Origin of the sequence: Ralstonia sp. RL, from assembly GCF_001683835.1 — a bacterium.
Lineage (GTDB): Bacteria > Pseudomonadota > Gammaproteobacteria > Burkholderiales > Burkholderiaceae > Ralstonia > Ralstonia mannitolilytica.
In genome coordinates, this window is the sequence record NZ_LWRX01000003.1 from 1 (window position 1) to 21,715 (window position 21,715).

24 protein-coding genes are annotated in these 21,715 nt (G+C 65.5%); 4 read left to right on the forward strand and 20 right to left on the reverse strand.

Annotated features, from left to right (window positions below; translation table 11 throughout):
• The 4 genes from A6M56_RS01945 to ndk all read right to left on the reverse strand — a co-directional run.
• On the reverse strand, positions 1-369 hold a 369-nt coding region (locus A6M56_RS01945), incomplete at its 3' end, for a helix-turn-helix domain-containing protein (RefSeq protein ID WP_286757672.1).
• A complete protein-coding gene (pilW, locus tag A6M56_RS01950) occupies positions 362-1,153 on the reverse strand; it encodes a type IV pilus biogenesis/stability protein PilW (protein ID WP_045786580.1) in 792 nt (263 codons plus the stop codon). The genes A6M56_RS01945 and pilW, both read right to left, overlap by 8 nt.
• Positions 1,150-2,301, reverse strand: a complete 1,152-nt coding sequence (gene rlmN, locus A6M56_RS01955) for a dual-specificity RNA methyltransferase RlmN (RefSeq protein ID WP_045786579.1) — start codon at positions 2,299-2,301, stop codon at positions 1,150-1,152. Before rlmN ends, pilW begins: the two co-directional genes overlap by 4 nt.
• A gap of 42 nt (positions 2,302-2,343) precedes the next feature.
• Positions 2,344-2,769 (reverse strand): nucleoside-diphosphate kinase, encoded by a 426-nt coding sequence (ndk, locus tag A6M56_RS01960; protein WP_045786578.1) that lies wholly within the window; start codon positions 2,767-2,769, stop codon positions 2,344-2,346.
• 365 nt (positions 2,770-3,134) lie between these two features.
• Between ndk and A6M56_RS01965 the strand changes: the two genes are divergently transcribed.
• The gene (locus A6M56_RS01965; protein WP_045786577.1) at positions 3,135-3,836 is read left to right on the forward strand and encodes a Bax inhibitor-1/YccA family protein; all 702 of its coding nucleotides are present in this window, start codon (positions 3,135-3,137) and stop codon (positions 3,834-3,836) included.
• Positions 3,837-3,908: 72 nt separating this feature from the next.
• On the opposite strand, the gene rlmD is transcribed toward A6M56_RS01965, so the two are convergent.
• Positions 3,909-5,261 carry a 23S rRNA (uracil(1939)-C(5))-methyltransferase RlmD gene (rlmD, locus tag A6M56_RS01970; RefSeq protein ID WP_045786576.1) on the reverse strand — a complete coding sequence of 451 codons (1,353 nt, stop codon included), beginning with the start codon at positions 5,259-5,261 and terminating at the stop codon, positions 3,909-3,911.
• Between the two features lie 151 nt (positions 5,262-5,412).
• On the opposite strand from rlmD, the gene A6M56_RS01975 reads away from it, so the two are divergent.
• Positions 5,413-6,276: an endonuclease/exonuclease/phosphatase family protein gene (locus A6M56_RS01975; RefSeq protein WP_102079645.1), complete on the forward strand. Its 864-nt coding sequence runs from the start codon at positions 5,413-5,415 to the stop codon at positions 6,274-6,276.
• A gap of 17 nt (positions 6,277-6,293) precedes the next feature.
• Here A6M56_RS01975 and rpoS read toward each other — a convergent pair whose 3' ends face one another.
• Genes rpoS through surE form a run of 4 tightly spaced genes read right to left on the reverse strand, consistent with a single transcriptional unit; the run spans position 6,294 to position 9,986 of the window.
• Positions 6,294-7,427, reverse strand: coding sequence for an RNA polymerase sigma factor RpoS (gene rpoS, locus A6M56_RS01980; RefSeq protein ID WP_102079644.1), 1,134 nt, complete (start codon positions 7,425-7,427; stop codon positions 6,294-6,296).
• Between the two features lie 8 nt (positions 7,428-7,435).
• On the reverse strand, positions 7,436-8,263 hold the full coding sequence (locus A6M56_RS01985; RefSeq protein ID WP_045786573.1) for a peptidoglycan DD-metalloendopeptidase family protein: 828 nt from the start codon (positions 8,261-8,263) through the stop codon (positions 7,436-7,438).
• Position 8,264: 1 nt separating this feature from the next.
• Positions 8,265-9,215, reverse strand: coding sequence for a protein-L-isoaspartate(D-aspartate) O-methyltransferase (locus A6M56_RS01990; protein ID WP_102079643.1), 951 nt, complete (start codon positions 9,213-9,215; stop codon positions 8,265-8,267).
• Between the two features lie 15 nt (positions 9,216-9,230).
• Positions 9,231-9,986 (reverse strand): 5'/3'-nucleotidase SurE, encoded by a 756-nt coding sequence (gene surE / locus A6M56_RS01995; protein WP_045786571.1) that lies wholly within the window; start codon positions 9,984-9,986, stop codon positions 9,231-9,233.
• A gap of 207 nt (positions 9,987-10,193) precedes the next feature.
• Between surE and A6M56_RS02000 the strand changes: the two genes are divergently transcribed.
• Positions 10,194-11,168 (forward strand): NADPH:quinone oxidoreductase family protein, encoded by a 975-nt coding sequence (locus A6M56_RS02000; protein WP_063393340.1) that lies wholly within the window; start codon positions 10,194-10,196, stop codon positions 11,166-11,168.
• A gap of 78 nt (positions 11,169-11,246) precedes the next feature.
• Here the strand turns inward: A6M56_RS02000 and A6M56_RS02005 are convergent, their stop codons facing one another.
• From A6M56_RS02005 to A6M56_RS02035, 7 genes are all read right to left on the reverse strand, one after another.
• Positions 11,247-12,353 carry an alkene reductase gene (locus A6M56_RS02005; protein WP_062739235.1) on the reverse strand — a complete coding sequence of 369 codons (1,107 nt, stop codon included), beginning with the start codon at positions 12,351-12,353 and terminating at the stop codon, positions 11,247-11,249.
• A 91-nt stretch (positions 12,354-12,444) separates the two neighbouring features.
• Positions 12,445-13,074 carry a TetR/AcrR family transcriptional regulator gene (locus tag A6M56_RS02010; RefSeq protein ID WP_102079642.1) on the reverse strand — a complete coding sequence of 210 codons (630 nt, stop codon included), beginning with the start codon at positions 13,072-13,074 and terminating at the stop codon, positions 12,445-12,447.
• 78 nt (positions 13,075-13,152) lie between these two features.
• Positions 13,153-13,944: an ABC transporter permease gene (locus A6M56_RS02015; RefSeq protein WP_045786567.1), complete on the reverse strand. Its 792-nt coding sequence runs from the start codon at positions 13,942-13,944 to the stop codon at positions 13,153-13,155.
• Between the two features lie 23 nt (positions 13,945-13,967).
• Positions 13,968-14,780, reverse strand: a complete 813-nt coding sequence (locus tag A6M56_RS02020) for an ABC transporter ATP-binding protein (protein ID WP_063393336.1) — start codon at positions 14,778-14,780, stop codon at positions 13,968-13,970.
• Positions 14,781-14,844: 64 nt separating this feature from the next.
• Positions 14,845-15,894 carry an ABC transporter substrate-binding protein gene (locus A6M56_RS02025; RefSeq protein WP_102079641.1) on the reverse strand — a complete coding sequence of 350 codons (1,050 nt, stop codon included), beginning with the start codon at positions 15,892-15,894 and terminating at the stop codon, positions 14,845-14,847.
• A gap of 89 nt (positions 15,895-15,983) precedes the next feature.
• Complete coding sequence (locus A6M56_RS02030) at positions 15,984-17,192, reverse strand: CaiB/BaiF CoA transferase family protein (RefSeq protein WP_045786564.1); 1,209 nt, start codon at positions 17,190-17,192, stop codon at positions 15,984-15,986.
• A 24-nt stretch (positions 17,193-17,216) separates the two neighbouring features.
• Entirely contained in the window at positions 17,217-18,131 is a 915-nt protein-coding gene (locus tag A6M56_RS02035; protein WP_045786563.1) for a LysR substrate-binding domain-containing protein, read from the reverse strand.
• 168 nt (positions 18,132-18,299) lie between these two features.
• Here A6M56_RS02035 and A6M56_RS02040 point away from each other — a divergent pair, with 168 nt between their 5' ends.
• A complete protein-coding gene (locus tag A6M56_RS02040; protein ID WP_045786562.1) occupies positions 18,300-19,649 on the forward strand; it encodes a carbohydrate porin in 1,350 nt (449 codons plus the stop codon).
• Positions 19,650-19,664: 15 nt separating this feature from the next.
• Here the strand turns inward: A6M56_RS02040 and recR are convergent, their stop codons facing one another.
• The 4 genes from recR to A6M56_RS02060 form a co-directional block, all read right to left on the reverse strand.
• Complete coding sequence (gene recR / locus A6M56_RS02045) at positions 19,665-20,285, reverse strand: recombination mediator RecR (protein ID WP_102079640.1); 621 nt, start codon at positions 20,283-20,285, stop codon at positions 19,665-19,667.
• Positions 20,285-20,584, reverse strand: coding sequence for an antibiotic biosynthesis monooxygenase family protein (locus A6M56_RS02050; RefSeq protein ID WP_045786560.1), 300 nt, complete (start codon positions 20,582-20,584; stop codon positions 20,285-20,287). Before A6M56_RS02050 ends, recR begins: the two co-directional genes overlap by 1 nt.
• Before the next feature lie 11 nt (positions 20,585-20,595).
• Positions 20,596-20,943 carry a YbaB/EbfC family nucleoid-associated protein gene (locus A6M56_RS02055; protein ID WP_045786559.1) on the reverse strand — a complete coding sequence of 116 codons (348 nt, stop codon included), beginning with the start codon at positions 20,941-20,943 and terminating at the stop codon, positions 20,596-20,598.
• A gap of 84 nt (positions 20,944-21,027) precedes the next feature.
• Positions 21,028-21,715 (reverse strand): DNA polymerase III subunit gamma/tau C-terminal domain-containing protein (locus A6M56_RS02060; protein ID WP_286757676.1); only part of this gene is annotated, 688 nt, incomplete at its 5' end.

Here is a 21,715-nt window from a genome sequence, read left to right on the forward strand (position 1 = left end):
CTCGCCCAGGCCCCCCTCCGGTCGCAAGCCGATGTTGGCTACCGACGCCCGCGCATTCAGGCGGGTGAGTTGATCGTCGACGTCGACCTGCAATGCACGCGCGTAGGCGCGGATCAGCCCCTTGGCAAACGTCATGTCCGGCAAGGCTGCAAGATCTGCCGACTCCACCGCGTACAGCTTGGCAGGCGCCACCTTGAGGCGCGTCGCCAGGTCTTCGACCGTCTGGCGCTGGCGCTCGCGGCCAGCGCGCAGCCGCTCGGCAATCTCACGCAATGCCTCGTCACGCTCCGGTGATGCGGCAGGGGGATTCGAGGCAGGCGCCGTACCGTAAGAGAGATCGGCTGCACCTGCCGCGTCGCGTTCAGTCATCCCATGCTCCTCGTTCGAAAGCCGCCTCTTCGGGCGCATTGGGGAAGCGGCGCTGCAACTGCGCGCTCCATGCGTTCTGCTGCGAGATGTCACCGAGGCGGCGGGCGATGCGCGCGCCCAACCACAGGCTCTCGGCCGTCGGGTTGCCGCGGCCGTTGACGCGTTCGATGAACGGCATGGCGCGCGCGTATTCGCGGCGCTTGTAATAGAGCTGTGCCAACGTGAGGTTGGTCAGCGGATTGTTGGCGTCGATATAGGTGGCGCGCGTGAGGCTTTTCTCTGCGCCATCCAGATCGCCCTGTCGCATCTGGCAGACACCGAGGTTGGTCCATGGTTTGGCGGGGCTGCCCGCCGCGGGTGCCTCGATCGCCCGGCGAAGCATCGCCATGCCCTGCTCGGGCTTGCCGCCCTGCGAGCACAGGAACCACCCGTAGTTATTCAGCAAGTCGCCATCCTGGGGTGCGGCCGCCAACGCCCGTCGGAAACTGTCGTCGGCCAGCTCGTGTTGCCCCAGGTTCATGTAAGCCAGCGCCCGGATGTGATACGCGCCTGGCACGTTCGGATCGATGGCGATGGCGTTCTTGATTTCATCAAGTGCCGTCGCCGCCTGGCCCGCCTCGAGATATTGCGTCGCCAACTGCAGCCGGATCGCGGCACGCCGGCTGGTGTTATCGGTCTGATCGGAGAGCGTCTTGACGTCTTGCGTCTGGGCCGGCGGCGGCAATGCGCACCCGGCGGCTGCCAGCGTGAAGACCAGACTGACAGCAGTCGACCAACGCTTCATGCGGTACCCATACGTTGAGTGGAGTCGGCTCCGACCACGGGAACCGGGACGATCTTGCCGAACTTGCCGCGCTCCGCGAGGCGCGTACGGTCCTTAACCTCACCCGCCAGCTGACCGCAGGCGGCATCGATGTCGTCGCCACGTGTCTTGCGAATGGTGGTCACGATGCCGGCATCCAGCAGCACCTGGGCAAAGCGACGGATCTGCTCGTTGTTCGAACGCTTCAACCCGGACTCCGGGAACGGGTTGAACGGAATGAGGTTGAACTTGCACGGCACGTCGGCCACGACGCGCAGCAGTTCGCGGGCGTGCTCGACCGTGTCATTGACGCCGTCGAGCATGCAGTATTCGAAGGTGATGAAGTCGCGCGGCGCGAACTCGAGATAGCGCCGGCAGGCAGCCATCAGTTCGGCCAGCGGATACTTCTTGTTGAGCGGCACGAGCACGTCGCGCAGCGCGTCGTTGGACGCATGCAGCGACACAGCCAGCGCCACCGGCAAATCGCGTGACAGGCGATCCATCATCGGCACCACGCCGGACGTGGACACCGTCACCCGACGGCGCGAAAGGCCGTATGCATTGTCGTCGAGCATCAGCGACAGCGCCGGCACCACCGCGTCATAGTTCAGCAGCGGCTCGCCCATGCCCATCATCACGACGTTGGTGATGACACGGTCATCCTTGGGACCGCGGCCGAGCTGCTTGCGCATGGCAAATTCAGCCATCCAGAGCTGCCCGATGATCTCGCCCGTGGTGAGGTTGCGTGAAAACCCCTGCTTGCCGGTCGAACAGAACCGGCAGTTGACGGCGCACCCGGCCTGAGACGACACGCACAGTGTGCCGCGCGTCTCTTCCGGGATGTAGACCGTCTCGACGGCATTGCCCTGCCCCACGTCGACCAACCACTTGCGGGTGCCGTCCGACGAGAGGTGATCGGAAATGACCGCCGGCGCCTGGATGACGGCCCGGGTTGCCAACTTTTCGCGCAGCGACTTGGCGAGATCGGTCATCTCGGCAAAGTCAGACGCGCCGGACTGGTGAATCCAGCGCTGCAATTGCTTGGCGCGGAACGACTTCTCGCCCAGGCCCTCGCAGTACGCGAGAAGGCCCTGTGCGTCGAAATCGAGGAGATTCACCACATCGCTCATGAGTTGCAACCCAAAACCGCCAATCCAGTCTAGCGTTGACGCTTAGCGGCTGTAAATGTTCAGGCCCGGGAAGAAGAAAGCCACTTCCACGGCAGCCGTTTCAGCAGCGTCCGAGCCGTGCACGGCGTTGGCGTCAATGCTGTCGGCAAAATCGGCGCGGATCGTGCCCTTCTCAGCCTTCTTCGGGTCCGTTGCGCCCATCAGGTCGCGGTTCTTGGCAATGGCGTTTTCGCCTTCCAGCACCTGAACCATCACGGGGCCCGAGATCATGAAGTCGACCAGATCCTTGAAGAACGGACGCTCCTTGTGCACGGCGTAGAACTGCTCGGCTTCAGCGCGCGACAGGTGGACCATCTTGGCCGCGACGATCTTCAGGCCAGCGCCTTCGAAACGGGCATAGATCTGGCCGATGACGTTCTTGGCCACGGCGTCCGGCTTGATAATCGAGAGGGTGCGTTCGATCGCCATCAAAAACTCCAAAAAATGAAGGTGTTACATCAAAGATAAACGTTGGATTCTAGCACGCGAGCGGCAGGGTTGGATGGCAAACGGTGCAACCGTCCCTTGCCAGAGCAGCTTTCGCGAGAGCCTCGTTAATCACTCAAGCCGTCTGCGGTCGGGCGGGAGGGTGCAGGCTTAGCATCGCCTTACCGTGCGCCCAGAAAAGCACCTCCGCCGGCCGTCCTGCGACGTCAGGATCGCCCGAATGCTGGAACCGCGTGGCATGCTCTTTCCTCCAAGTAGGGACGATGCGGCTTGCAAAAGCTCACCTCGGATGCCACATTCGGTGCGTCGTCGCATTGTCTGCAATGTCATTTACCCAAGGAGTTCGCATGGACAACCAACTCAACACGTACGGTTTTGGCGCTTCCGGCACCGCCGGCGCGTTGGCCGTCCGCAACCGCGTGCTGCGCAATACCTATTGGCTGCTCGCACTTTCCATGATTCCCACCATCCTCGGTGCGTGGATCGGCGTCGCCACCGGTTTCAACCTGATGGGGCGTAACCCACTGATCGGCTTCGTCGTCTTCATGGCGGTGGCTTTCGGCTTCTTCTATGCGATCGAGCGCTTCAAGAACAGCGGCGTGGGCGTCGCCCTGCTGCTCGGCTTCACGTTCTTCATGGGGCTGATGCTCTCGCGCCTGATCGGCATGATCCTGGGCTTTTCGAACGGCGCGTCGCTGATCATGACGGCGTTTGGCGGCACGGCGATCATCTTTGGCGTGATGGCGACGGTGGCCACGGTCAGCAAACGCGACTTCTCGGGCCTGGGCAAGTGGCTGTTCATGGGCGTGCTGGTGCTGATCGTCGGTTCGGTGGCCAATATCTGGCTGCAGTTGCCGGCGATGATGCTGACGATCTCGGTGCTGGCCATTGCGATCTTCTCGGCCTACATCCTGTTTGACGTGCAGCGCATCGTGAACGGCGGCGAAACGAACTACGTCACCGCCACCCTGGCGATCTATCTGGACGTCTACAACATCTTCACGAACCTGCTGGCGATCCTCGGCATCTTCGGCGGCAATCGCGACTGAACCTCGTCGCAGTCAATAGCGAAAAAAAACCGGCGCCCGGTGCGCCGGTTTTTCTTTGTCCGTGCCTGGGGGTCAGCCCCGCTCGAATACAGCAATCGACTCCACGTGGGACGTGTGCGGGAACATGTTCACCACGCCCGCCCCCGCAAGCCGATAGCCGGCCTCGTGCACCAGCAAACCCGCATCGCGCGCCAAGGTGGACGGATTGCACGACACATAGACGATCCGCTTCGGCAGGAGGTCGGCCGCATCGGCGCCGCGTTGCGACAACTCGGCCAGCGCCTTGGACACCGCCAGCGCCCCCTCCCGAGGCGGGTCGATCAGCCAGCGATCAAACTTGCCCAGCGCAGCGATATCATCGGCCGTCACTTCGAACAGGTTGCGGCAGGCAAACGAGGTCTTCGCGTCCAAACCGTTGTGTTTGGCGTTGGCCAGAGCGCGGGTGGTCAGGGCTTCGCTGCCTTCGATGCCGATGACCTCGCGGGCGCGCGTGGCCATCGGGAGCGTGAAATTTCCGATCCCGCAGAAGAGGTCGAGCAGCCGATCCCCAGGCTGCGCGTCGAGCAGTTTCAACGCCCGCGACATCAGCACCCGGTTGATCTGGTGATTGACCTGCGTGAAATCCGTCGGCTTGAACGGCATCGTGATACCGAACTCCGGCAGCGTGTACGTCAGCGCGCGCTCCAGCGGATAGAACGGGTAGACCGTGTCAGGGCCCTTCGGCTGCAGCCAGAACTGGACGTTATGCCGGTCGGCAAAGGCACGCAGTTCGGCTTCGTCGGCGGACGTGAGTGGCTCCAGAACGCGCAGCACCAGCGCGGTCACATCCTGCCCGACCGCCAGCTCGATCTGGGGCATGCGCTGGACGATGGACAAGCGCCCCACCAGTTCGCGCAACGGCACCAGCAGCGCCGAGACGTGCGGCGGCAGAATCTCGCACGACGTCATGTCAGCCACATAGCTGCTCTTGCGCTCATGAAACCCCACCAGCACGCCGCCTTTGGCGGCAACGTGGCGCACCGTCAGACGCGCACGATAGCGATAGCCCCAATCCGGTCCGGCAATCGGCCGGAAGACAACGTCCGGACGCAGCTTGGCCAGGTGCCACAGATCGTCCTCAAGCACGCGCTGTTTGATGGCGACCTGCGCGCGCGCGTCCAGATGCTGCATCGAGCAACCGCCGCACACGCCAAAGAACTGGCATTGCGGCGTCACGCGCGTCGCCGATGCGCGCAGAATGCTCACCACGCTCGCCTGCTCGTACGACGGCTTCACGCGATGGCTGCGGTACGTTACCTGCTCGCCCGGCAGCGCGCCCTCTACGAACACGACCTTGCCGGGCGTGCCGTCTTCATTGGCCAGACGTCCGATGCCCCGCGCCTCGTTGTCCAGCGAGACGACGTCCAGCGGGCCAGCCACCGGCATATCGGGCTTCCTTCGGCCACGCGGCGCCTTGGCGGGCGCCCCGGTTGTCGGATCAGGAGACGAAGGCGTGACGTTGGGTGCAGCTTGAGACACGGGCGAGCCTGGGCGGATAAAAGGACAAGGGCGGCATTGTAAGACACCGGAGGACACCATGAGCACCGTCATCCTGACGTGGAACATCCAGTGGGGCCGCGGCGTGGACGGGCATGTCGATCTTGCGCGCCAGTTGGACGAGGCTCACCGCATGAGCCGCTTTGACGTCCTATGCCTGCAGGAACTGACATCCGGGTTCACCGCCCTGCCCGGCCAGCCGGGTCCGGATCAATGGGGCGAGCTCACGGATGCGTTGGGCAGGGAGTACAGCGTCATCGGCGGCTTCGCCCTGGAGCGGCACGACGGCCAGCACGTGCAACGCTTCGGCAACGCGATCGCTTCCCGCCTGCCGGTGCTCCACGTCGTCCGGCACGCGCTGCCTTGCCCGCCCGACGCTACGCCGTTCATGCCCCGCATGGCCATCGAGACGATCCTGCTAGCACCTTTCGGTCCGTTGCGCATCGTGACTACGCACCTGGAGTACTACTCCGAGCTTCAGCGCCTGGCACAGGTTGATGCGTTGCGCGCCGTTCACGCCGAGGGCTGCGCGCGCGCAAGCGAGGCGCAGCAGCTCGGCCCCGAGTCGGCCATCGGCCCGTTCCGCCCGCTGGCACAAACCATGTCGACCGTCATCTGCGGCGATTTCAACTGCAAACCGGATTCCACCCCCAAGCGGCTCGCCACCGTGCCGCTCACACAAGCGCCAGCGTTGCATGACGCCTGGGAAATTGCCCATGGCGCGACACCGCAACCGCCCACCTTCGGCGTCTACGATCGCACCGGCTGGACGGAACCGGCCTACGCATGCGATTTCATGCTGATCAGCGACCCGCTGAAGGCGCGCGTGCTGCGCGTTGAGGTCAATAGCGCCACACAGGCATCAGACCACCAGCCGATGCTGCTGGAGCTGCGAAACGATTGAGGGAGAGAGAGGCGGTCTTACAGCACCGCGTCCTTGCGCACGCCCTGCGAGGCGAAGTGGCGCTTGAGCTTGACCAGCGCTTCTTGCTGGATCTGGCGCACGCGTTCGCGGGTCAGCCCCATTTCAGCGGCGAGCTCTTCCAGCGTGGCGGGCTCGATATGGTTCAGGCCGAAGCGGCGCTCCACCACATAGCGATGCTTGTCAGAGAGGCGAGCCAGCCACGACTTCATCAGCTGCGACAACTCGCGATGCGCGACTTCCTGGTCCGGCGACGCGCCGTGTTCGTCCGACAGAAAGTCGAGCAGGCTGGTGCCAGGATCGAGGTCAAACGGCGTATCCAGCGAAGTCGTGTGCTCGTTGAGGGACAGCACATCCTGGACTTCTTCCGTCGTCTTGCCGAGCAGGTGGGCGATATCTTCAAGGCTCGCGTCGCGGCCGTCGATCCCGCCCTTCTCAAGATGGCGCTTGGCGCGCAGCACCTGGTTGAGTTCGCGGATCACGTGCACCGGCAAGCGGACGGTGCGCGCCTGGTTCATGATCGCGCGCTCGATGCTCTGGCGGATCCACCATGTCGCGTAGGTCGAAAAGCGGAAACCGCGTTCCGGATCGAACTTCTCGATGGCATGCATCAAGCCGAGGTTGCCCTCTTCGATCAGGTCGAGAAGCGGAACGCCGCGGTTCAGATAACCCTTTGCAATGCTCACGACCAAGCGCAGATTGCGCTCGATCATGACCTGGCGGGCGGTGAACTCGCCAGCCTTGGCCAGCGTCGAGAAATGCAGTTCCTCGGCCGGCGTCAGCAGCGGCTTGATGCTGATGCGATTCAGGTAGTGCTGGACCGTGTCAGCAGCCAGCTCTGCCTGCAGCACCTTGCGGAAATCCTCTTCCGGCGCCGCCTCCTCGGCTTCGCCAGACTCTTCCTCGTCTTCCTCGGGCTCGTCGATGCTGTCGGACACATCGGCAAGGTCGGCCGATTCAGCGCTAGGCGCCTCGTCGACCAGCGTCTCGGCGACTTCAATGTCTTCCGTCGGAGGTTGCGCCGCACCGCGAGCACGCCGCCCCCCGCGCCCGTTACGGGTGCTTTGGCCCTCTACAGCATCGACGTTTTCATCGACGGGGGTGGCGGGCGTGGCGGCTTTCTGGCGCGGCATGCATTCCTCTATTGAGGCGGAAGGAAACGCATCGGATCGACCGGCTTGCCGTTGCGGCGCACTTCAAAGTGAAGCTTCACGCGGTCCGCATCGGTACTGCCCATTTCAGCGATCTTCTGCCCTTTCTTGACCGTGGATTGCTCGGTGACCAGAACCTTGTCGTTGTTGCCGTAGGCGGTCAGGAACGTGTCGTTGTGTTTGATGATGACAAGATTCCCGTACCCACGCAAGGGTCCAACGTGGATCACTTTTCCGTCGCCGGCAGCGAGCACCGGATCACCCCGCTTGCCGCCGATGTCGATGCCCTTGTTGGCCTTGTCGTCGAAGCGGTTGACGAGCGAACCGTGCGCCGGCCATACCAATGCGATGGGGCTGTCGCTTGCCCCGGCAGCAGGCGGGCTCGACGTGGCCGGCGGTGGCGTGACCGGGCCCGAGTCGCTCGGTTGCGTGGTCGTGGTACCCGGGCGGACCGGCGTGACCACGGCGCCCGTGCTGCTCACGTCGGCATTGGGCGGCACCACGCGAATCAGCTGATCGACCTCGATCTGGTTGGGATTCGCGATGTTGTTCCATGCGACAAGATCGCGCGGGGCCTGGCCATTGCGCAGGGCGATGCTGTACAGCGTGTCGCCGCGTTTGACGCGGTAGTAGCCGGGAGGCGGCGGCTCCTGCGATGCGGCGCCGCTGGTGCCGGCACGCGAAGTGCGGTCGAGGACAGGGGCTTGATTGCCGGAGGATGCGCAAGCCGCCAGCAGTGCGGCCGACACCATCGCCACAGCGAGCCGGCCGGCGCGTGCGGGGCTTGGACGGTTCATGGAGCTCCGGGAAGTGAACATGCTAAACAGTTCCTGATTTTAACGGGACAAAGAAAACGCCTTCAAGCGCGGTACTGTGAAACTGGAAGCGGCTGCGGCGCTCGATGAGTATGAGTTGCTGCGCGGGGCCGCCATTGCGCTCAGTTGCCACCGGCGCGATCAGGCGGCCGCCGACAGCGAGCTGGTCGAGCAGCGCCTGCGGCACCTCCAACCCCGCCGCGGCCAGGATGATGGCGTCAAACGGCGCGGCCTTCGGCAGCCCCAGCATGCCGTCGCCGTAGTGCAGACGGATGTTTGGCACGCGGAGTGGCCGCAAGTTCGCTTTGGCTTTTTCGTGCAGCGGTCGGACGCGTTCGATCGAGTAGACCTCGTCGGCCAACTGCGCGAGCACCGCGGCCTGATAACCGCAGCCGGTTCCGACTTCGAGCACCCGTGCCAGCGGTGCGCCGCCGCGCCGGGGCCGCTCGCGCACCAGCAGCTCAATCATCCGGCCGACCACCGAAGGCTTCGAGATCGTTTGCTGATGCCCGATCGGCAAGGCGGAATCCTCATACGCCTGAGACGCCAGACCGGCATCGACGAACAGGTGCCGGGGCACCGTGCCGATGGCGGCAAGCACGCGTGCATCGGTCACGCCGCCGGCACGAACGCGGCCGACCAGCGCCTGCCGCGCGCGATCCGACGCCATCCCCCCCGCCGCTGCATTCGCGGCTTGAGTGCGCGCCTGCACCGCACTGGCGGCGACCGCACCGACCACCGCATCCACGCCCGCCACGCGTTGGGGCGCAGGCGACGGTGCCTGCGGCGCCCGCTCGGCCGACACCGTACGTGCCGGCGCCGGTCGCGATCCGGCATTCGACATGGCGCTCACGCCGGAGGAGATCCGCGTCTCGCGCTGACGGCCCGCAGGCTTGCGTTCGACGACGGCGTCGAGCGTCAACGGAAAGCGCCGATCACGCGGGCGTTCAGACATGGGGCTCCGTCTCTCTCAGGGCGTCTGCCAGCGGCGCACGCTGCGCAGCTGCGCCGTATCGGTCAGATCGAGCTGCAGCGGCGTCAACGAAACGAACCCGTGGGCAACGGCATGGAAATCGGTGCCTTCGCTGGCATCCTTGGCGTCGCCGGCGGCGCCCACCCAGTAAATGGGCTCACCGCGCGGGTTGGCTTGCCGGATCACCGGCTGCGACTGGTGCCGCTTGCCCAGGCGCGTCGCGCGCCAGCCTGCCAGCTCGCCGTACGGTACGTTGGGAATGTTGACATTGAGCAGGACCGATCCCTCCAGCGGGTCGGAGAGATATCGCTCGACGACTTCACGCGCGACGCGCTCGGCGGCATCGAGATGTGTCCATCCCTTGTCGACCTGCGAAAACGCGATCGACGGGATGCCAAACAGATAACCCTCGATGGCGGCCGCGACGGTGCCGGAGTACAGCACGTCTTCGCCCATGTTCTGGCCCTGGTTGATGCCGGACACCACCAGGTCGGGCTTCTCTTCGATCATGCCGGTGAGCGCGATGTGCACGCAGTCCGTCGGCGTGCCGTTGACGAAGCGGAAGCCCTTCTGCGCGCCTTCGGTCGCTTCAAACACCGAGAGCGGCCGCTGCAGCGTGAGCGAGTTGGATGCGCCGCTATGGTTCTGTTCCGGCGCCACCACGGTCACGCGGCCCAGCGGACGAAGCGCGCGGGCGAGCGCCGCGAGACCAGGCGCGAGGTAACCGTCGTCATTGGCAATGAGAATATGCATGGCGCGGATTGTAACCGAGCGGCGTGCGTGGTTCGCGCTCCGGGAACGTTGTACACATCCGCAAAAATGCATCTGCACGCCGAGTTGGCAGGCGCCCCGATCAAATCGAACGATCGTGCTTTTATTCGGTTACACTGCCAGACGGAATCGCGTGCGATGCATGCGAGATGGCGAACAATCCAACGCAAGACTGTCGAGGAGACACTCATGAAAGCCGTCGTCTGCAAGACCTGGGGCCCGCCCGAATCGCTGGTCATTGAAACCCTGCCCGATCTCACGCCGGGCGCCGGAGAGGTCGTCATCGATGTGAAGGCCGCGGGAGTGAATTTTCCCGACGTGCTGATCATCCAGAACAAGTACCAGTTCAAGCCCGAACTGCCCTTCACGCCGGGCTCTGAGGTCGCGGGCGTGGTGCATTCGGTGGGCGAAGGCGTGTCGCATGTGAAGGCCGGCGACCATGTGATCGCCTTCCTGGGCCAGGGCGCGTTTGCTTCGCAGGTGAAGGCGTCGGCCAAGGTCGTCATGCCGATGCCGCCCGGCATGGCGTTCGACACCGCTGCCGCCTTCACCCTGACCTATGGCACGTCGCACCACGCCGTGGTGGACCGCGGGCAGTTGAAGGCCGGCGAAACGATGCTGGTGCTGGGCGCCGCCGGCGGCGTCGGACTGGCCGCCATCGAGATCGGCAAGGCCATCGGCGCACGCGTGATCGCCGCGGCATCGAGCGACGAAAAGCTTGCCGTGTGCAAAGAGCACGGCGCCGATGAACTCATCAACTATTCGACAGAAGACCTGCGCGAGCGCATCAAGGCACTGACCGACGGCAAGGGCCCCGACGTGATCTACGACCCGGTCGGCGGCATCTATGCGGAGCCGGCGTTCCGCTCCATCGCCTGGCGCGGCCGCTATCTCGTGGTCGGCTTTGCGAACGGCGAGATTCCGAAGATGCCGCTGAACCTGGCGTTGCTCAAGGGCGCATCGCTGGTGGGCGTGTTCTGGGGTGAATTCGCGCGCCGCGAGCCGAAGGCGAATCTGGCCAACATGACGCAGATGCTCGGGTGGATGCGCGAAGGCAAGATCCGCCCGCACATCTCGGCGCGCTACCCGCTGGAGCAGACCACGCAGGCGCTGCTCGACATGGCGGCGCGCAAGGTGACGGGCAAGGTCGTGATCCAACCCTGAGCGTTCGCACCGCAGACGGAACAAGAGCCGCGCTGGGTTCGTTGCCCAGCGCGGTTTTGTCTTTGCGGCGATACCGGATCAGGCGGCTTCTTCCAGCGTGGGGTAATCGGTGTAGCCCTTTTCCCGACCGCCGTAGAAGGTCGAGCGGTCCGGCTTGTTGAGCTCCGCACCGGCGCGGAAGCGTGCGACCAGATCGGGGTTGGCGATGAACGGCCGGCCAAATGCCACCGCATCGGCCAGGCCGGAAGCGATCATCTGCTCGCCCTCTTGCGCGGTGTAGTTGCCGCAAACGATGAGCGTTCCCTTGAACGCATCGCGCAACTGGCGACGGAAGTCGGTGGACAGCTCGGGGCCGCCTGCCCAGTCGGGCTCGGCGATGTGCAGATAAGCGATGCCGCGCTTGGTAAGTTCGCGCGCGAGATACAGGGCGCTGGCCTCGGCTTGCGCATCGGCGATGTCATGCGCGACAAAGTGCGGCGACAGGCGAATGCCCACGCGATCGGCGCCGATTTCCGCGATGGCGGTGTCGACCACTTCGAGGATCAGCCGCGCGCGGTTCTCGAGTGAGCCGCCGTACTGATCGGTGCGCTGGTTGCTGTTGGTCGACAGGAACTGGTGAAGCAGGTAGCCGTTGGCGGCATGGATTTCGACGAAATCGAAACCCACGCGCCGCGCGCGCAGCACAGCCTGACGGTACTGGGCAATGATGCCCGGGATCTCTTCCGTGGCCAGGGCGCGGGGCTCGCTGGTCTGCACGTTGGCGGCTGTGCCGTCGGGCTGCACAACGAAGCTCTGGGCGCCTTTGGCGACAATGGCCGACGGCGCGACCGGCGCCTGCCCGTTCTCCTGCAGCAGCGTGTGCGAAATGCGGCCCACGTGCCAAAGCTGCTGCGAAATGCGGCCGCCCTTGGCGTGCACGGCGTCCACCACCGCCTTCCAGCCGGCTTCCTGCGCGTCGGTGTACATGCCGGGCGTCCAGGCATAGCCCTGGCCCTGGCGGGAAATCTGCGTCGCTTCCGTTACGATGAGGCCGGCCGTGGCGCGCTGCGCGTAGTACGTCACGTTCAACTCGGTGGGCACATCGCCAGGCTGGCCTGCGCGGGACCGCGTGAGCGGCGCCATCACGACGCGATTGGCCAGGGTCGTGCGACCGACCTGGATGGGGGACAGCAATTGTTGAGGCATCTCGGCTCCTACAAAAAGGACAGCAGGGTTTGACTATTCGACCGGTCATCTAGAACCGGACGTTTAAAAAAGCGAGGAACGTGCCTCGCGATCAATGCGTCGGGGGCGCCAGCAGTGCTTCGGTCTGCGCCAGGCAACTCCTGAAGGGGGACGTGGACCGGTGAGCCTTTGCCTGAAGCGCGCCGCCCATCCACATGCCGTACAGGCTCTCGGCCAGTGCATGCGCATCGGCCACGGGCGGGAGCGAGCCATCGGCCACACCGGCGCAGATGACCGCCTCGATCCGCGCGACCATGCGGTTCATGCCCGCGGAGAGCACCTTGCGCATCGGCTCCGACAGATCCGACACCTCACCGGAAAGCTTGACGGCCAGGCAGGTGAGTTCACACGCACTGCGCTCGTGCAAGTCGATCCAGGCGGTGAAGTAGCGCAGGAGGCGTTCGCGTGCAGTCAGCCGCGTGTCGTTGAAGAGGCTGACGACACCCGCGTCGTAATCCTGGAAGTAACGCTCGAGCATCGCCGCGCCAAAGTCTTCCTTCGACGCGAAGTAGTAATAAAACGAGCCCTTGGGCACCTGGGCCCGGCCGAGGATCTCCGCCAGCCCGACCGCCGAGAACCCGCGGCCGAGGATCAGCTCGGCGCCGGCGGCCAGAATGCGGTCGCGCGTGTCGTGCCGGGCTTCGGCGCCTTCTGCGGTGGCGGGTTCAGGGTGCTTGCTCATGATGGGTGGGATTGTAGTAGACCGACCGTCTAGCTGCATAACCCTGCTTATTGCAGGGTCGATGTGATGTGCGGACGGTCAGAGTTTTTCCGTCTCGCCGGTCTTGGGCTGCCAGCGCATCAGGCGCTTTTCCACGAGGCCCACCAGCCAGTCGAGCACGAGCGCAAATACGGTCAGCACGACGATGCCCGCGAACACGGTGTTGATGTCGAACGTGCCCTCGGCCTGAAGAATGAGGTAGCCCACGCCGCGCGCCGAGCCAAGGTACTCGCCCACCACCGCACCCACAAACGCGAGGCCCACCGACGTATGCAGGGACGAGAACACCCAGCTCGTGGCACTCGGAAGATAGACAAAACGCAGCAGTTGCCGCTGCGACGCCCCGAGCATGCGTGCGTTGGCCAGCACTACCGGGCTCACCTCCTTCACGCCCTGGTAGACGTTGAAGAAGACGATGAAGAACACCAGCGTCACCGCCAGCGCCACCTTTGACCAGATGCCCAGGCCGAACCACACGCCAAAGATCGGCGCCAGGATCACGCGCGGCATCGAATTGGCAGCCTTGATGTACGGGTCCAGCACGGCAGACGCCGCCGGGCTCAGCGCCAGCCAGAGCCCTGCGCCGAGGCCTGTCGCCGTGCCGATGGCGAACGCCAGCACCGTCTCGGCCAACGTCACACCGAGGTGCAGGTAGATATCGCCCTCGGTCACGAACCACGCCCAGATGCGCTGGGCCACGATGATCGGCTCGCCAAAGAAGAACGCGACCTGTTGCGAACGCGTAGCGAAATGCCAGACAGCCAGCGTGGCGACCAGCAGGCCAAGCTGCCACGCACGTAGCGAGAAAGAGGAAAGCGGACGATTTGCCATGAGTACGATCGATCGGATTCGGTTCACGCCACGCGGCGATGCTGCGCGTAGCCCTTGAGCACTTCTTCACGCAGCACATCCCAGATGCGCGCGTGCAGGTCGACAAAACCCGCCTGGTCGCGAATCTCCGCCACGTCGCGCGGGCGCGGCAGATCGATCACGAATTCGCCAATCGGGTGCGTACCGGGCCCGGCGGCCAGCACGACGACGCGGTCGCTCATCGCAATCGCCTCGTCCAGATCGTGCGTGATGAACAGCACCGCCTTGCGCTTGGCGGCCCAGAGGTCCAGCACCTCGTTTTCCATCAACTGGCGCGTCTGGATATCGAGCGCGGAGAACGGCTCGTCCATGAGGATGATGTCGGGGTCGAGTACGAGCGTCTGCGCCAGGCTCACGCGCTTGCGCATGCCGCCCGACAGTTGATGCGGATAACGGTCTTCAAACCCGCCCAGGCCGACGCGCGCCAGCCACGACATCGCCAGATCGCGTGCTTCCTTGTCTGGTGTGCCGCGAAATTCCAGCCCGGCCAGCACGTTGTCGAGCGCGCTGCGCCACGGCATCAGCGCTTCGGCCTGGAACATGTAGCCCGCGCGGCGGTTGATACCGACCAGCGGCTCGCCAAACACGCGCACCTGCCCGGACGACGGCTGCAGCAGCCCCGCCGCGAGATTCAGCAACGTGGATTTGCCGCAACCGGTGGGCCCGACGACGGAGACGAACTCGCCGGCCTGCACATCGAGCGTGGTGTCCTTGACGGCGGTGTAGCGCTGGCCCGGTTTGTCGGGCGAGATGAAGGTGCAGGTGATCCGGTCGAACGAAAGCGCTGGATGGGACATGATGTGCGGTCCAAAAACAATGCGCCCGGCCGAAACCGGGCGCGTTGCCGAAAGCCTGTGAGGCTTACTTGTACTTGGCGTTGGCCTTCTGCACGAAGGCGTTGGTGAAGGTCTGGTCAAGCTTGATCGACTTGCCCTTCACCTCTGCATCGAATTCGGACAACGTGCGCAGCGCCGTAGCGGGGCCGTCGGCAGGCATCGTGCCGTCGGGCGAGATGGCCTCGCGCACCTTGTCCCACGCGGCCAGATACAGCGCGCGGTCACCCAGCAGGTACGACTCCGGTACGGTCTTGACGATGTCCGACGGGCCCGCCTTCTGCAGCCACTTGAGCGCCCGCACCATGGCGTTGGTCAGCGCCTGCGTGGTGTTGGGATTCTTCTGGATGAACGCGGTGGACGCATACAGGCAGCCCGCCGGCATGTTGCCGCCGAACACCGCCTTGGTGTCCGCCAGCGTGCGGGTATCGGACACCACGCGCACCTCGTTCTTCTGCGTGAGCATCGACATGACCGGGTCCAGGTTCGCCAGCGCGTCGATCTGGCCGGCGCGCACGGCGGCGATGGCGCCGTTGCTTGCCCCCACGCCGATGATCGACACCTCGTTCGGCTTGATGCCGGCGCGCGCCAGCACGTAATTCACCATGATGTTGGTCGACGAGCCCGGTGCCGTCACGCCGATCTTCTTGCCCTTCAGGTCACCAATCGACTTGTAGTTGGGCATCGTCTTGTTGTTGACCGCCAGCACGATCTGCGGGGCGCGACCCTGCAGCACGAATTCCTGGTACGCCTGGCCCTTGGCCTGCAGCACCAGCGTGTGCTCATACGCGCCGCTCACCACATCGGCGCTGCCGCCAACCACCGCCTGCAACGCCTTCGCGCCGCCGGCAAAGTCGACGATCTCCACGTCCAGGCCTTCATCCTTGAAGTAGCCGAGGCGTTCGGCGATCGTCAGCGGCAGGTAGTAGAACAACGCCTTGCCGCCCACCGCGATGGTGACCTTGCTCCTTTCAGGCTTGCCCTGCGCCAGGACGGCGGGGCTGGCTGCCAGCAGGCTCGCTGCGCACCACGCCGCGCCAATCCACTTCGCCCAACGGCCGATGCCTCGTGTCCCCATGCTCGTCTCCTGTTCTGCGGCGTTCACTGCCCTGGCGGCGATATTACCGTAATGGCTTGCAACCCAATATGCGGGATCGTCCTAGCTGTTTAACCGTTCGCCTCAGCCACGATGCCTTGCGAGACCAGCGCGTCGATCTGCGCGTCGGTCAGGCCGTGGCCGCGCAGCACGTCGCGCGTGTGCTGGCCCAGGCGCGGAGCGCTGGCCTGCACGACCCCTGGCGTCGCCGAGAGCTTCGGGACGACCCCAGGCATTTCGACGTCGATGCCGGACTGCGTGCGCACAGTCTCGATCACGCCACGTGCGCGGTAATGCGGGTCGGCGGCAATGTCGGCGACGGTGTAGATCGGGCCACTCGGCACCTCGGCCTCATGCAGCGCGGCGAGGACGTCGCCGATGGCCAATGTGGCCGTCCAGGCGTTGATGGCGGCATCGATCTCCTCGGCGCGCGCGGCACGGCCGTCGTTGCGGGCAAGGGAAGGATCGTCAGCGAGATCAGGCCGCCCCATCTTGAGCATCAGGCGGCGGAAGATGTTGTCGCCATTGGCGGCGATCAGCACGTACTCCCCGCCGGCACAGCGATACGCGTTGGACGGCGCAATGCCCGGCAGCGCGCCGCCTGCGGGCTGGCGGATGGCGCCGAAGACCGAATACTCGGGCAGCAGGCTCTCGGTCAGATTGAAGACCGACTCGTACAGGGCCACGTCGATCATCTGCCCCTTGCCGCCGCGCGCGTCACGCTCGTACAGGGCCAGCAGCACCCCCAGCGCACCATGCAGGCCGGCGATCGTGTCGCCCAATGACAGGCCGGCACGTGAGGGCGGGCGGCCCGGCTCGCCGGTCAGGTAGCGCAGGCCTGCCATGGCCTCGGCAATCGCGGCAAACCCGGGCTCGTCGCGCTTCGGTCCGGTCTGGCCGTAGCCCGACACGCGCAGCATGATGAGCTTCGGGTTGATGGCGGACAGCGCTTCGTACGACAGCCCCCACTTCTCCATCGTGCCGGGGCGGAAGTTCTCGATGAGCACGTCGGCCTCTGCGGCGAGCTTGCGCACCACGTCCTGCCCCTGCGGCACGCGCAGGTCCACGCAGACGGACTGCTTGTTGCGCGACTGCGCTTCCCACCAGACCGAGGTGCCCTCATGCAGCATCCGCCATTTTCGCAGCGGATCGCCCTGCCCCGGCGGCTCGATCTTGATGACCTGCGCGCCAAAATCGGCGAGCGTCTTGGCGGCGAACGGCCCGGCGATGAGTTGCCCGAGTTCCAGCACGCGGATGTTCTGCAAAACCTGAGTCGACATGGATCGGTATGGAAAGCGTTGAATTCAGAGCGCAGCAGGGTTGCCGAGCAGATGCGTCATCAGAAGACGCGCGGAACTGGTCAGCGCATCGGGGTCGCGCACGCCCACGAGCAGACGGCGATGCGCCCATTCGTCCTGCAGCGGCACCAGCGCGAGGCCCGCGCCCGGCAGGCTCGACACGTGCCCCTGCGCGGCAATGCGCGGCAGCACGCCCACGCCCAGCCCGGAGGCGACCATGCGGCAGACGGCCTCAAAGCTGCGCACCTGGATGCGCAGGCGCAGCGGCTTGCCCATGCGCTGGCTTTCCTCCAGCAATTGCGCCGCGAGCGACGTGCCGGGCGGCAGGCTGACGAAATCGAAGTCCACCGCATCGGCAAAATGCACGTGCTTGCGGCCGGCCAGCGGATGGTTGCGCGGCGTCACGAGGGCGAGGTCGTCCTCGCGGTAGTCGAACCATTGCAGCCCCTCGCATGGCGTGCCGGCCGCGAAGATGCCAAGGTCTGCGCGGTTCTCGCGCAGCGCCGCGACGATATCGCCGCTGTCCTGCTCCTCCAGCGCGATGCGAATGGCGGGGTTGGCCAGCATGAAGGCAGCCAGGTCGTCGGCCAGGAACTGCGTGATCGAGGAGGTATTGGCCCACACGCGCACCAGCCCGCGCGTGCCAGCCGCAAAGTCCGACAGCGCGCCCGCCATGCGCTCGACGTCCTGGAGGATGCCCACGGCATGGCGGAAGCACGCCTGGCCGGCCTCGGTCAGCTCCACGCCCGCTGCGTGGCGATACAGCAGCGGCGCGCCCACGGCCGCTTCGAGGTCGGAAATCCGCTTGCTGGCCGCCGCTACCGCCAGATGCGACTGCCGTGCGCCGGCCGAGATACTGCCCAGCCGGGCCACCGCCACAAACAGGCCGAGGGTGACGAGATCAAAGCGGGCGAGGTTCATCGTGGGAGCTGGAGGTGGAAAAGATGCAACATCAGACGTCAGATCGCGGCACGTTCCATGCTGTTTCATGCGGCCGTCACCCGCCCGTGGTTAACATGGCGGACTTTGGCCGTTCACAGACCGTCTGATTGCAGAAGGATTCTAACGGCGTTCTCACCGCTTCCTGCCATGCTGCTGTTCCCATCACGCCTGCTTTGCCTGACCGCCCTGCCCACCTTGATGCTCTGCGCCAGCCCGGCCTTTGCGGACGACGACGCAACGCATTGGGCGATCAGCGATCCGGACCGTTTCGCCGTGCATGGCCAGGCCACGTACGTGTGGCAGCACGACCTGTCGTTCCATTCGCCGTACAGCGGCCCCAACAGCCTGTCGGGCCGATCGACTGCCAGCTATTCGGTCACGACCACGCTCGACCTCGGCATGCGCCTGTGGAAGGGCGCGGAAGTCCACATCAACCCGGAAATCGCGTTCGGACAGCCTTTCTCCGGCCTGCACGGGCTGGCCGGCTTCAGCAACGGCGAGCTGGCCAAGACGGCCGGGCCCGACCCGACCGTGTATCGGGCACGCGCGTTCTTCCGCCAGACCGTGGGCCTGGGCGGCGGCAGCGAAGACCAGGAGCCCGACATGAACCAGTTTGCCGGCCCCGTCGACAAGCGGCGGCTCGTCTTCACGGCAGGCAATTTCTCGGTGCTCGATGTATTCGACAGCGTGACGTACGCCCATGACCCGCGCACGCAGTTCCTGAACTGGTCGTTCCTTACGCATGGCGCGTTCGACTATGCCGCAGACGCCCGTGGCTACACCTGGGGCGCCGCGCTGGAGTATTACGACGGCGACTGGGCCTACCGCCTGGGCCGCTTCATCCAGCCGGCCGAATCGAACGGCCTGGCGCTCGATACGCGTATCGGCCGGCACTACGGCGACGTCTTCGAAGTGGAACGCAGCCACACGCTGGCCGGGCAGCCGGGCAAGCTGCGCGTCATGCTCTTCCGCAACAAGGCCGACATGGCGCGCTATGACGACGCCATCGCCCTTGGCCAATCGACCGGCAGCGCACCGGACGTCAACCTCGTGCGGCGCGGGCACGCCAAGGTCGGCATCGGCGTCGGCGCCGAACAGCAGATCAACGACGACATCGGCGTATTCGCACGTGCGTCGTGGGCGGATGGCAAAACGGAAACCTATGCGTTTACGGAAATCGACCGCTCGGTGTCATTCGGCACACTGGTCAAAGGCAGCAAGTGGGGCCGCACGGACGATACGGTCGGCGTAGCGGCCGCCATCAACATGCTGTCGCCGGATCATCGCCGCTACCTGCAGCGAGGCGGCATGGGCGTCTTTCTGGGCGATGGCAAGCTGAACTACGCGCCCGAGCAGATCGTCGAGGCGTTCTACAGCTTCCAGGCGGCCAAGCACCTGTGGATCAGCGCCGACGTGCAGTGGATCCGCAACCCCGGCTACAACGCGGACCGCGGCCCGGCGGTCTTCTTCGGCACGCGCCTGCATACCGAATTCTGACGGCAGGGCGTCAGCCTAGAGCTGGCGCCGATCGAGCACCGCGCGGGCGATGGTGCCCGCATCCACATATTCGAGTTCACCACCGACAGGCACGCCGCGCGCCAGCCGCGTCGCCCTGATGCCGCGCGCCTTGAGCATTTCGCCGATGTAGTGCGCGGTGGCCTCGCCCTCGCTGGTGAAGTTCGTCGCGAGAATGACCTCGGAGCACGGACCGCCCAGCGCCGGGTCGGTCGCGCGGGCGAGCAGGCGTTCGAGATGGATTTCCTTGGGGCCGATGTTGTCCAGCGGCGAGAGCCGCCCCATCAGCACGAAATACTGTCCGCGATAGGTCAGTGTCTGCTCGATCATCATCTGGTCGGCAGGCGTTTCGACCACGCAGAGCAACGATGCATCGCGGCGCGGATCGAGGCAGGTCTCGCAGACTTCCTGCTCGGTAAAGGTGTTGCAGCGGCTGCAGTGGTGAATGGCCTCCGTTGCCTCGGTCAACGCCTGCGCCAGCCGCGAAGCCCCTTCGCGGTCATGCTGCAGGAGGTGGTAGGCCATGCGCTGCGCCGACTTCGGGCCCACGCCCGGCAGCACGCGCAAGGCTTCCACAAGCATCTGCAACGCCGAGGGCGTACCCGGACCCGCGCGCATCACGGATGCTCCGTCACGGCCGTGTAGTGCAGCACTTCCGGCATCGGCTCATAGAAGTGATGCAGCAGCGCGCGCCAGCGCTGGTACTCGGCGGACTGCCGGAAACCGACGGTGTGGTCTTCCAGTGTCTGCCACTGCACGAGCAACAGGTAGTCGCCCGGCTTTTCCAGGCAGCGCGACAGCGTGAGCGAAACAAAGCCCCGCATCGCGCCGATGATGTGGCGCGCCTCGTCAAAGGCCGCCTCGAAGGCAGCCTCCTGACCCGGTTTGACGTGCAGCAGCGCAGACTCCAGCACCATGGCGCAGCGGCTTAGAACGGCAGCTTGAAGCCCGGCGGCAGCATGCCCGCCATGCCGCCCAGGCCCGACGTGACGGAGCCCATTTTCTCCTGCGTGGTGGCCTCGGCCTTGCGCACGGCATCGTTGAAGGCGGCGGCAATCAGGTCTTCCAGCAGGTCCTTGTCTTCGCCCTCGGCCAGCAGGCTCGGGTCGATGGACACGCGCTTCACGTCGTTCTTGCAGGTCATCACCACCTTCACGAGGCCGGCGCCGGACACGCCTTCCACCTCGATCTGGCCGAGCTGTTCCTGCATCTTCTTCATGTTTTCCTGCATCTGCTGGGCCTGCTTCATCAGCCCGGCGATCTGGCCTTTCATCATGGTCGTTGCTCCTTGGAATGGGTCATGCAGGGCGTGCCGCTCGTGCAGGCGCGCCGGTGTTGGGTGTGGAATCCTGAATGCGGGTCAGTGCGCGTGCGGTTGAATCGAACCGGGGATCACCTGAGCGGCAAAATCCCGGACGAGCGCCTGCACGAACGGGTTGGCGGCAATCGCCTCTTCTGCGTCCCGCTGACGCTGGGCACGCTGCTCGGCGTCCACAGCGGCGGCGGTCGCGCGTGCGGCACCGATGTCGCACGCCACGCGCACGGGCGTACCGAAATGCTCGCTCAGCGCAGCCTCGAGCCGTTCGACGACACCGGCCTCGGTCAACGCAGGCAGGGGTACGCGCAGGCGCATCGTCGCGCCCTCCACGGCCACGAGTTCGCTTTGATACGCCAGCTGTTGGGCCAGGCCGCGCATCGGCAGGCGCGCGGCCAGCGCGGGCCAATTGCCATCGAATGCGGGCAGCCCGCTTGCGCTCAGATCCGGGGGCGTCGCCTCCGCCACGGGCTCCGCAACCTCGGCCTGGGCAGGAGCCGATACAACCGCCGGCGCCTGAATCTGCGCCGGACGTGCAGGCTCGGGCGTGCCGGGCCGCGCGCTGGAGGCCGCGTCCCAACCTGCAAAGGCCGCGTCGATGTCCTCCAGAGACGGCGACGCGAATTCGCCCGGCATCTCATCCCACGGCGGTGGGCCATCGTCGGCGGCTGGGGCCGCCGGGGCGGCCGGCGCGCGGGACTCACGGCGCGGTGGCGGCGATGCCGGTGCCGCG

Coding starts and splice junctions, on each gene's coding strand:
- pilW (WP_045786580.1), bottom strand. CDS start 1,153: ATGAAGCGTTGGTCGACTGCTGTCAGTCTGGTCTTCACGCTGGCAGCC.
- rlmN (WP_045786579.1), bottom strand. CDS start 2,301: ATGAGCGATGTGGTGAATCTCCTCGATTTCGACGCACAGGGCCTTCTC.
- ndk (WP_045786578.1), bottom strand. CDS start 2,769: ATGGCGATCGAACGCACCCTCTCGATTATCAAGCCGGACGCCGTGGCC.
- A6M56_RS01965 (WP_045786577.1), top strand. CDS start 3,135: ATGGACAACCAACTCAACACGTACGGTTTTGGCGCTTCCGGCACCGCC.
- rlmD (WP_045786576.1), bottom strand. CDS start 5,261: ATGCCGGTGGCTGGCCCGCTGGACGTCGTCTCGCTGGACAACGAGGCG.
- A6M56_RS01975 (WP_102079645.1), top strand. CDS start 5,413: ATGAGCACCGTCATCCTGACGTGGAACATCCAGTGGGGCCGCGGCGTG.
- rpoS (WP_102079644.1), bottom strand. CDS start 7,427: ATGCCGCGCCAGAAAGCCGCCACGCCCGCCACCCCCGTCGATGAAAAC.
- A6M56_RS01985 (WP_045786573.1), bottom strand. CDS start 8,263: ATGTTCACTTCCCGGAGCTCCATGAACCGTCCAAGCCCCGCACGCGCC.
- A6M56_RS01990 (WP_102079643.1), bottom strand. CDS start 9,215: ATGTCTGAACGCCCGCGTGATCGGCGCTTTCCGTTGACGCTCGACGCC.
- surE (WP_045786571.1), bottom strand. CDS start 9,986: ATGCATATTCTCATTGCCAATGACGACGGTTACCTCGCGCCTGGTCTC.
- A6M56_RS02000 (WP_063393340.1), top strand. CDS start 10,194: ATGAAAGCCGTCGTCTGCAAGACCTGGGGCCCGCCCGAATCGCTGGTC.
- A6M56_RS02005 (WP_062739235.1), bottom strand. CDS start 12,353: ATGCCTCAACAATTGCTGTCCCCCATCCAGGTCGGTCGCACGACCCTG.
- A6M56_RS02010 (WP_102079642.1), bottom strand. CDS start 13,074: ATGAGCAAGCACCCTGAACCCGCCACCGCAGAAGGCGCCGAAGCCCGG.
- A6M56_RS02015 (WP_045786567.1), bottom strand. CDS start 13,944: ATGGCAAATCGTCCGCTTTCCTCTTTCTCGCTACGTGCGTGGCAGCTT.
- A6M56_RS02020 (WP_063393336.1), bottom strand. CDS start 14,780: ATGTCCCATCCAGCGCTTTCGTTCGACCGGATCACCTGCACCTTCATC.
- A6M56_RS02025 (WP_102079641.1), bottom strand. CDS start 15,894: ATGGGGACACGAGGCATCGGCCGTTGGGCGAAGTGGATTGGCGCGGCG.
- A6M56_RS02030 (WP_045786564.1), bottom strand. CDS start 17,192: ATGTCGACTCAGGTTTTGCAGAACATCCGCGTGCTGGAACTCGGGCAA.
- A6M56_RS02035 (WP_045786563.1), bottom strand. CDS start 18,131: ATGAACCTCGCCCGCTTTGATCTCGTCACCCTCGGCCTGTTTGTGGCG.
- A6M56_RS02040 (WP_045786562.1), top strand. CDS start 18,300: ATGCTGCTGTTCCCATCACGCCTGCTTTGCCTGACCGCCCTGCCCACC.
- recR (WP_102079640.1), bottom strand. CDS start 20,285: ATGCGCGCGGGTCCGGGTACGCCCTCGGCGTTGCAGATGCTTGTGGAA.
- A6M56_RS02050 (WP_045786560.1), bottom strand. CDS start 20,584: ATGGTGCTGGAGTCTGCGCTGCTGCACGTCAAACCGGGTCAGGAGGCT.
- A6M56_RS02055 (WP_045786559.1), bottom strand. CDS start 20,943: ATGATGAAAGGCCAGATCGCCGGGCTGATGAAGCAGGCCCAGCAGATG.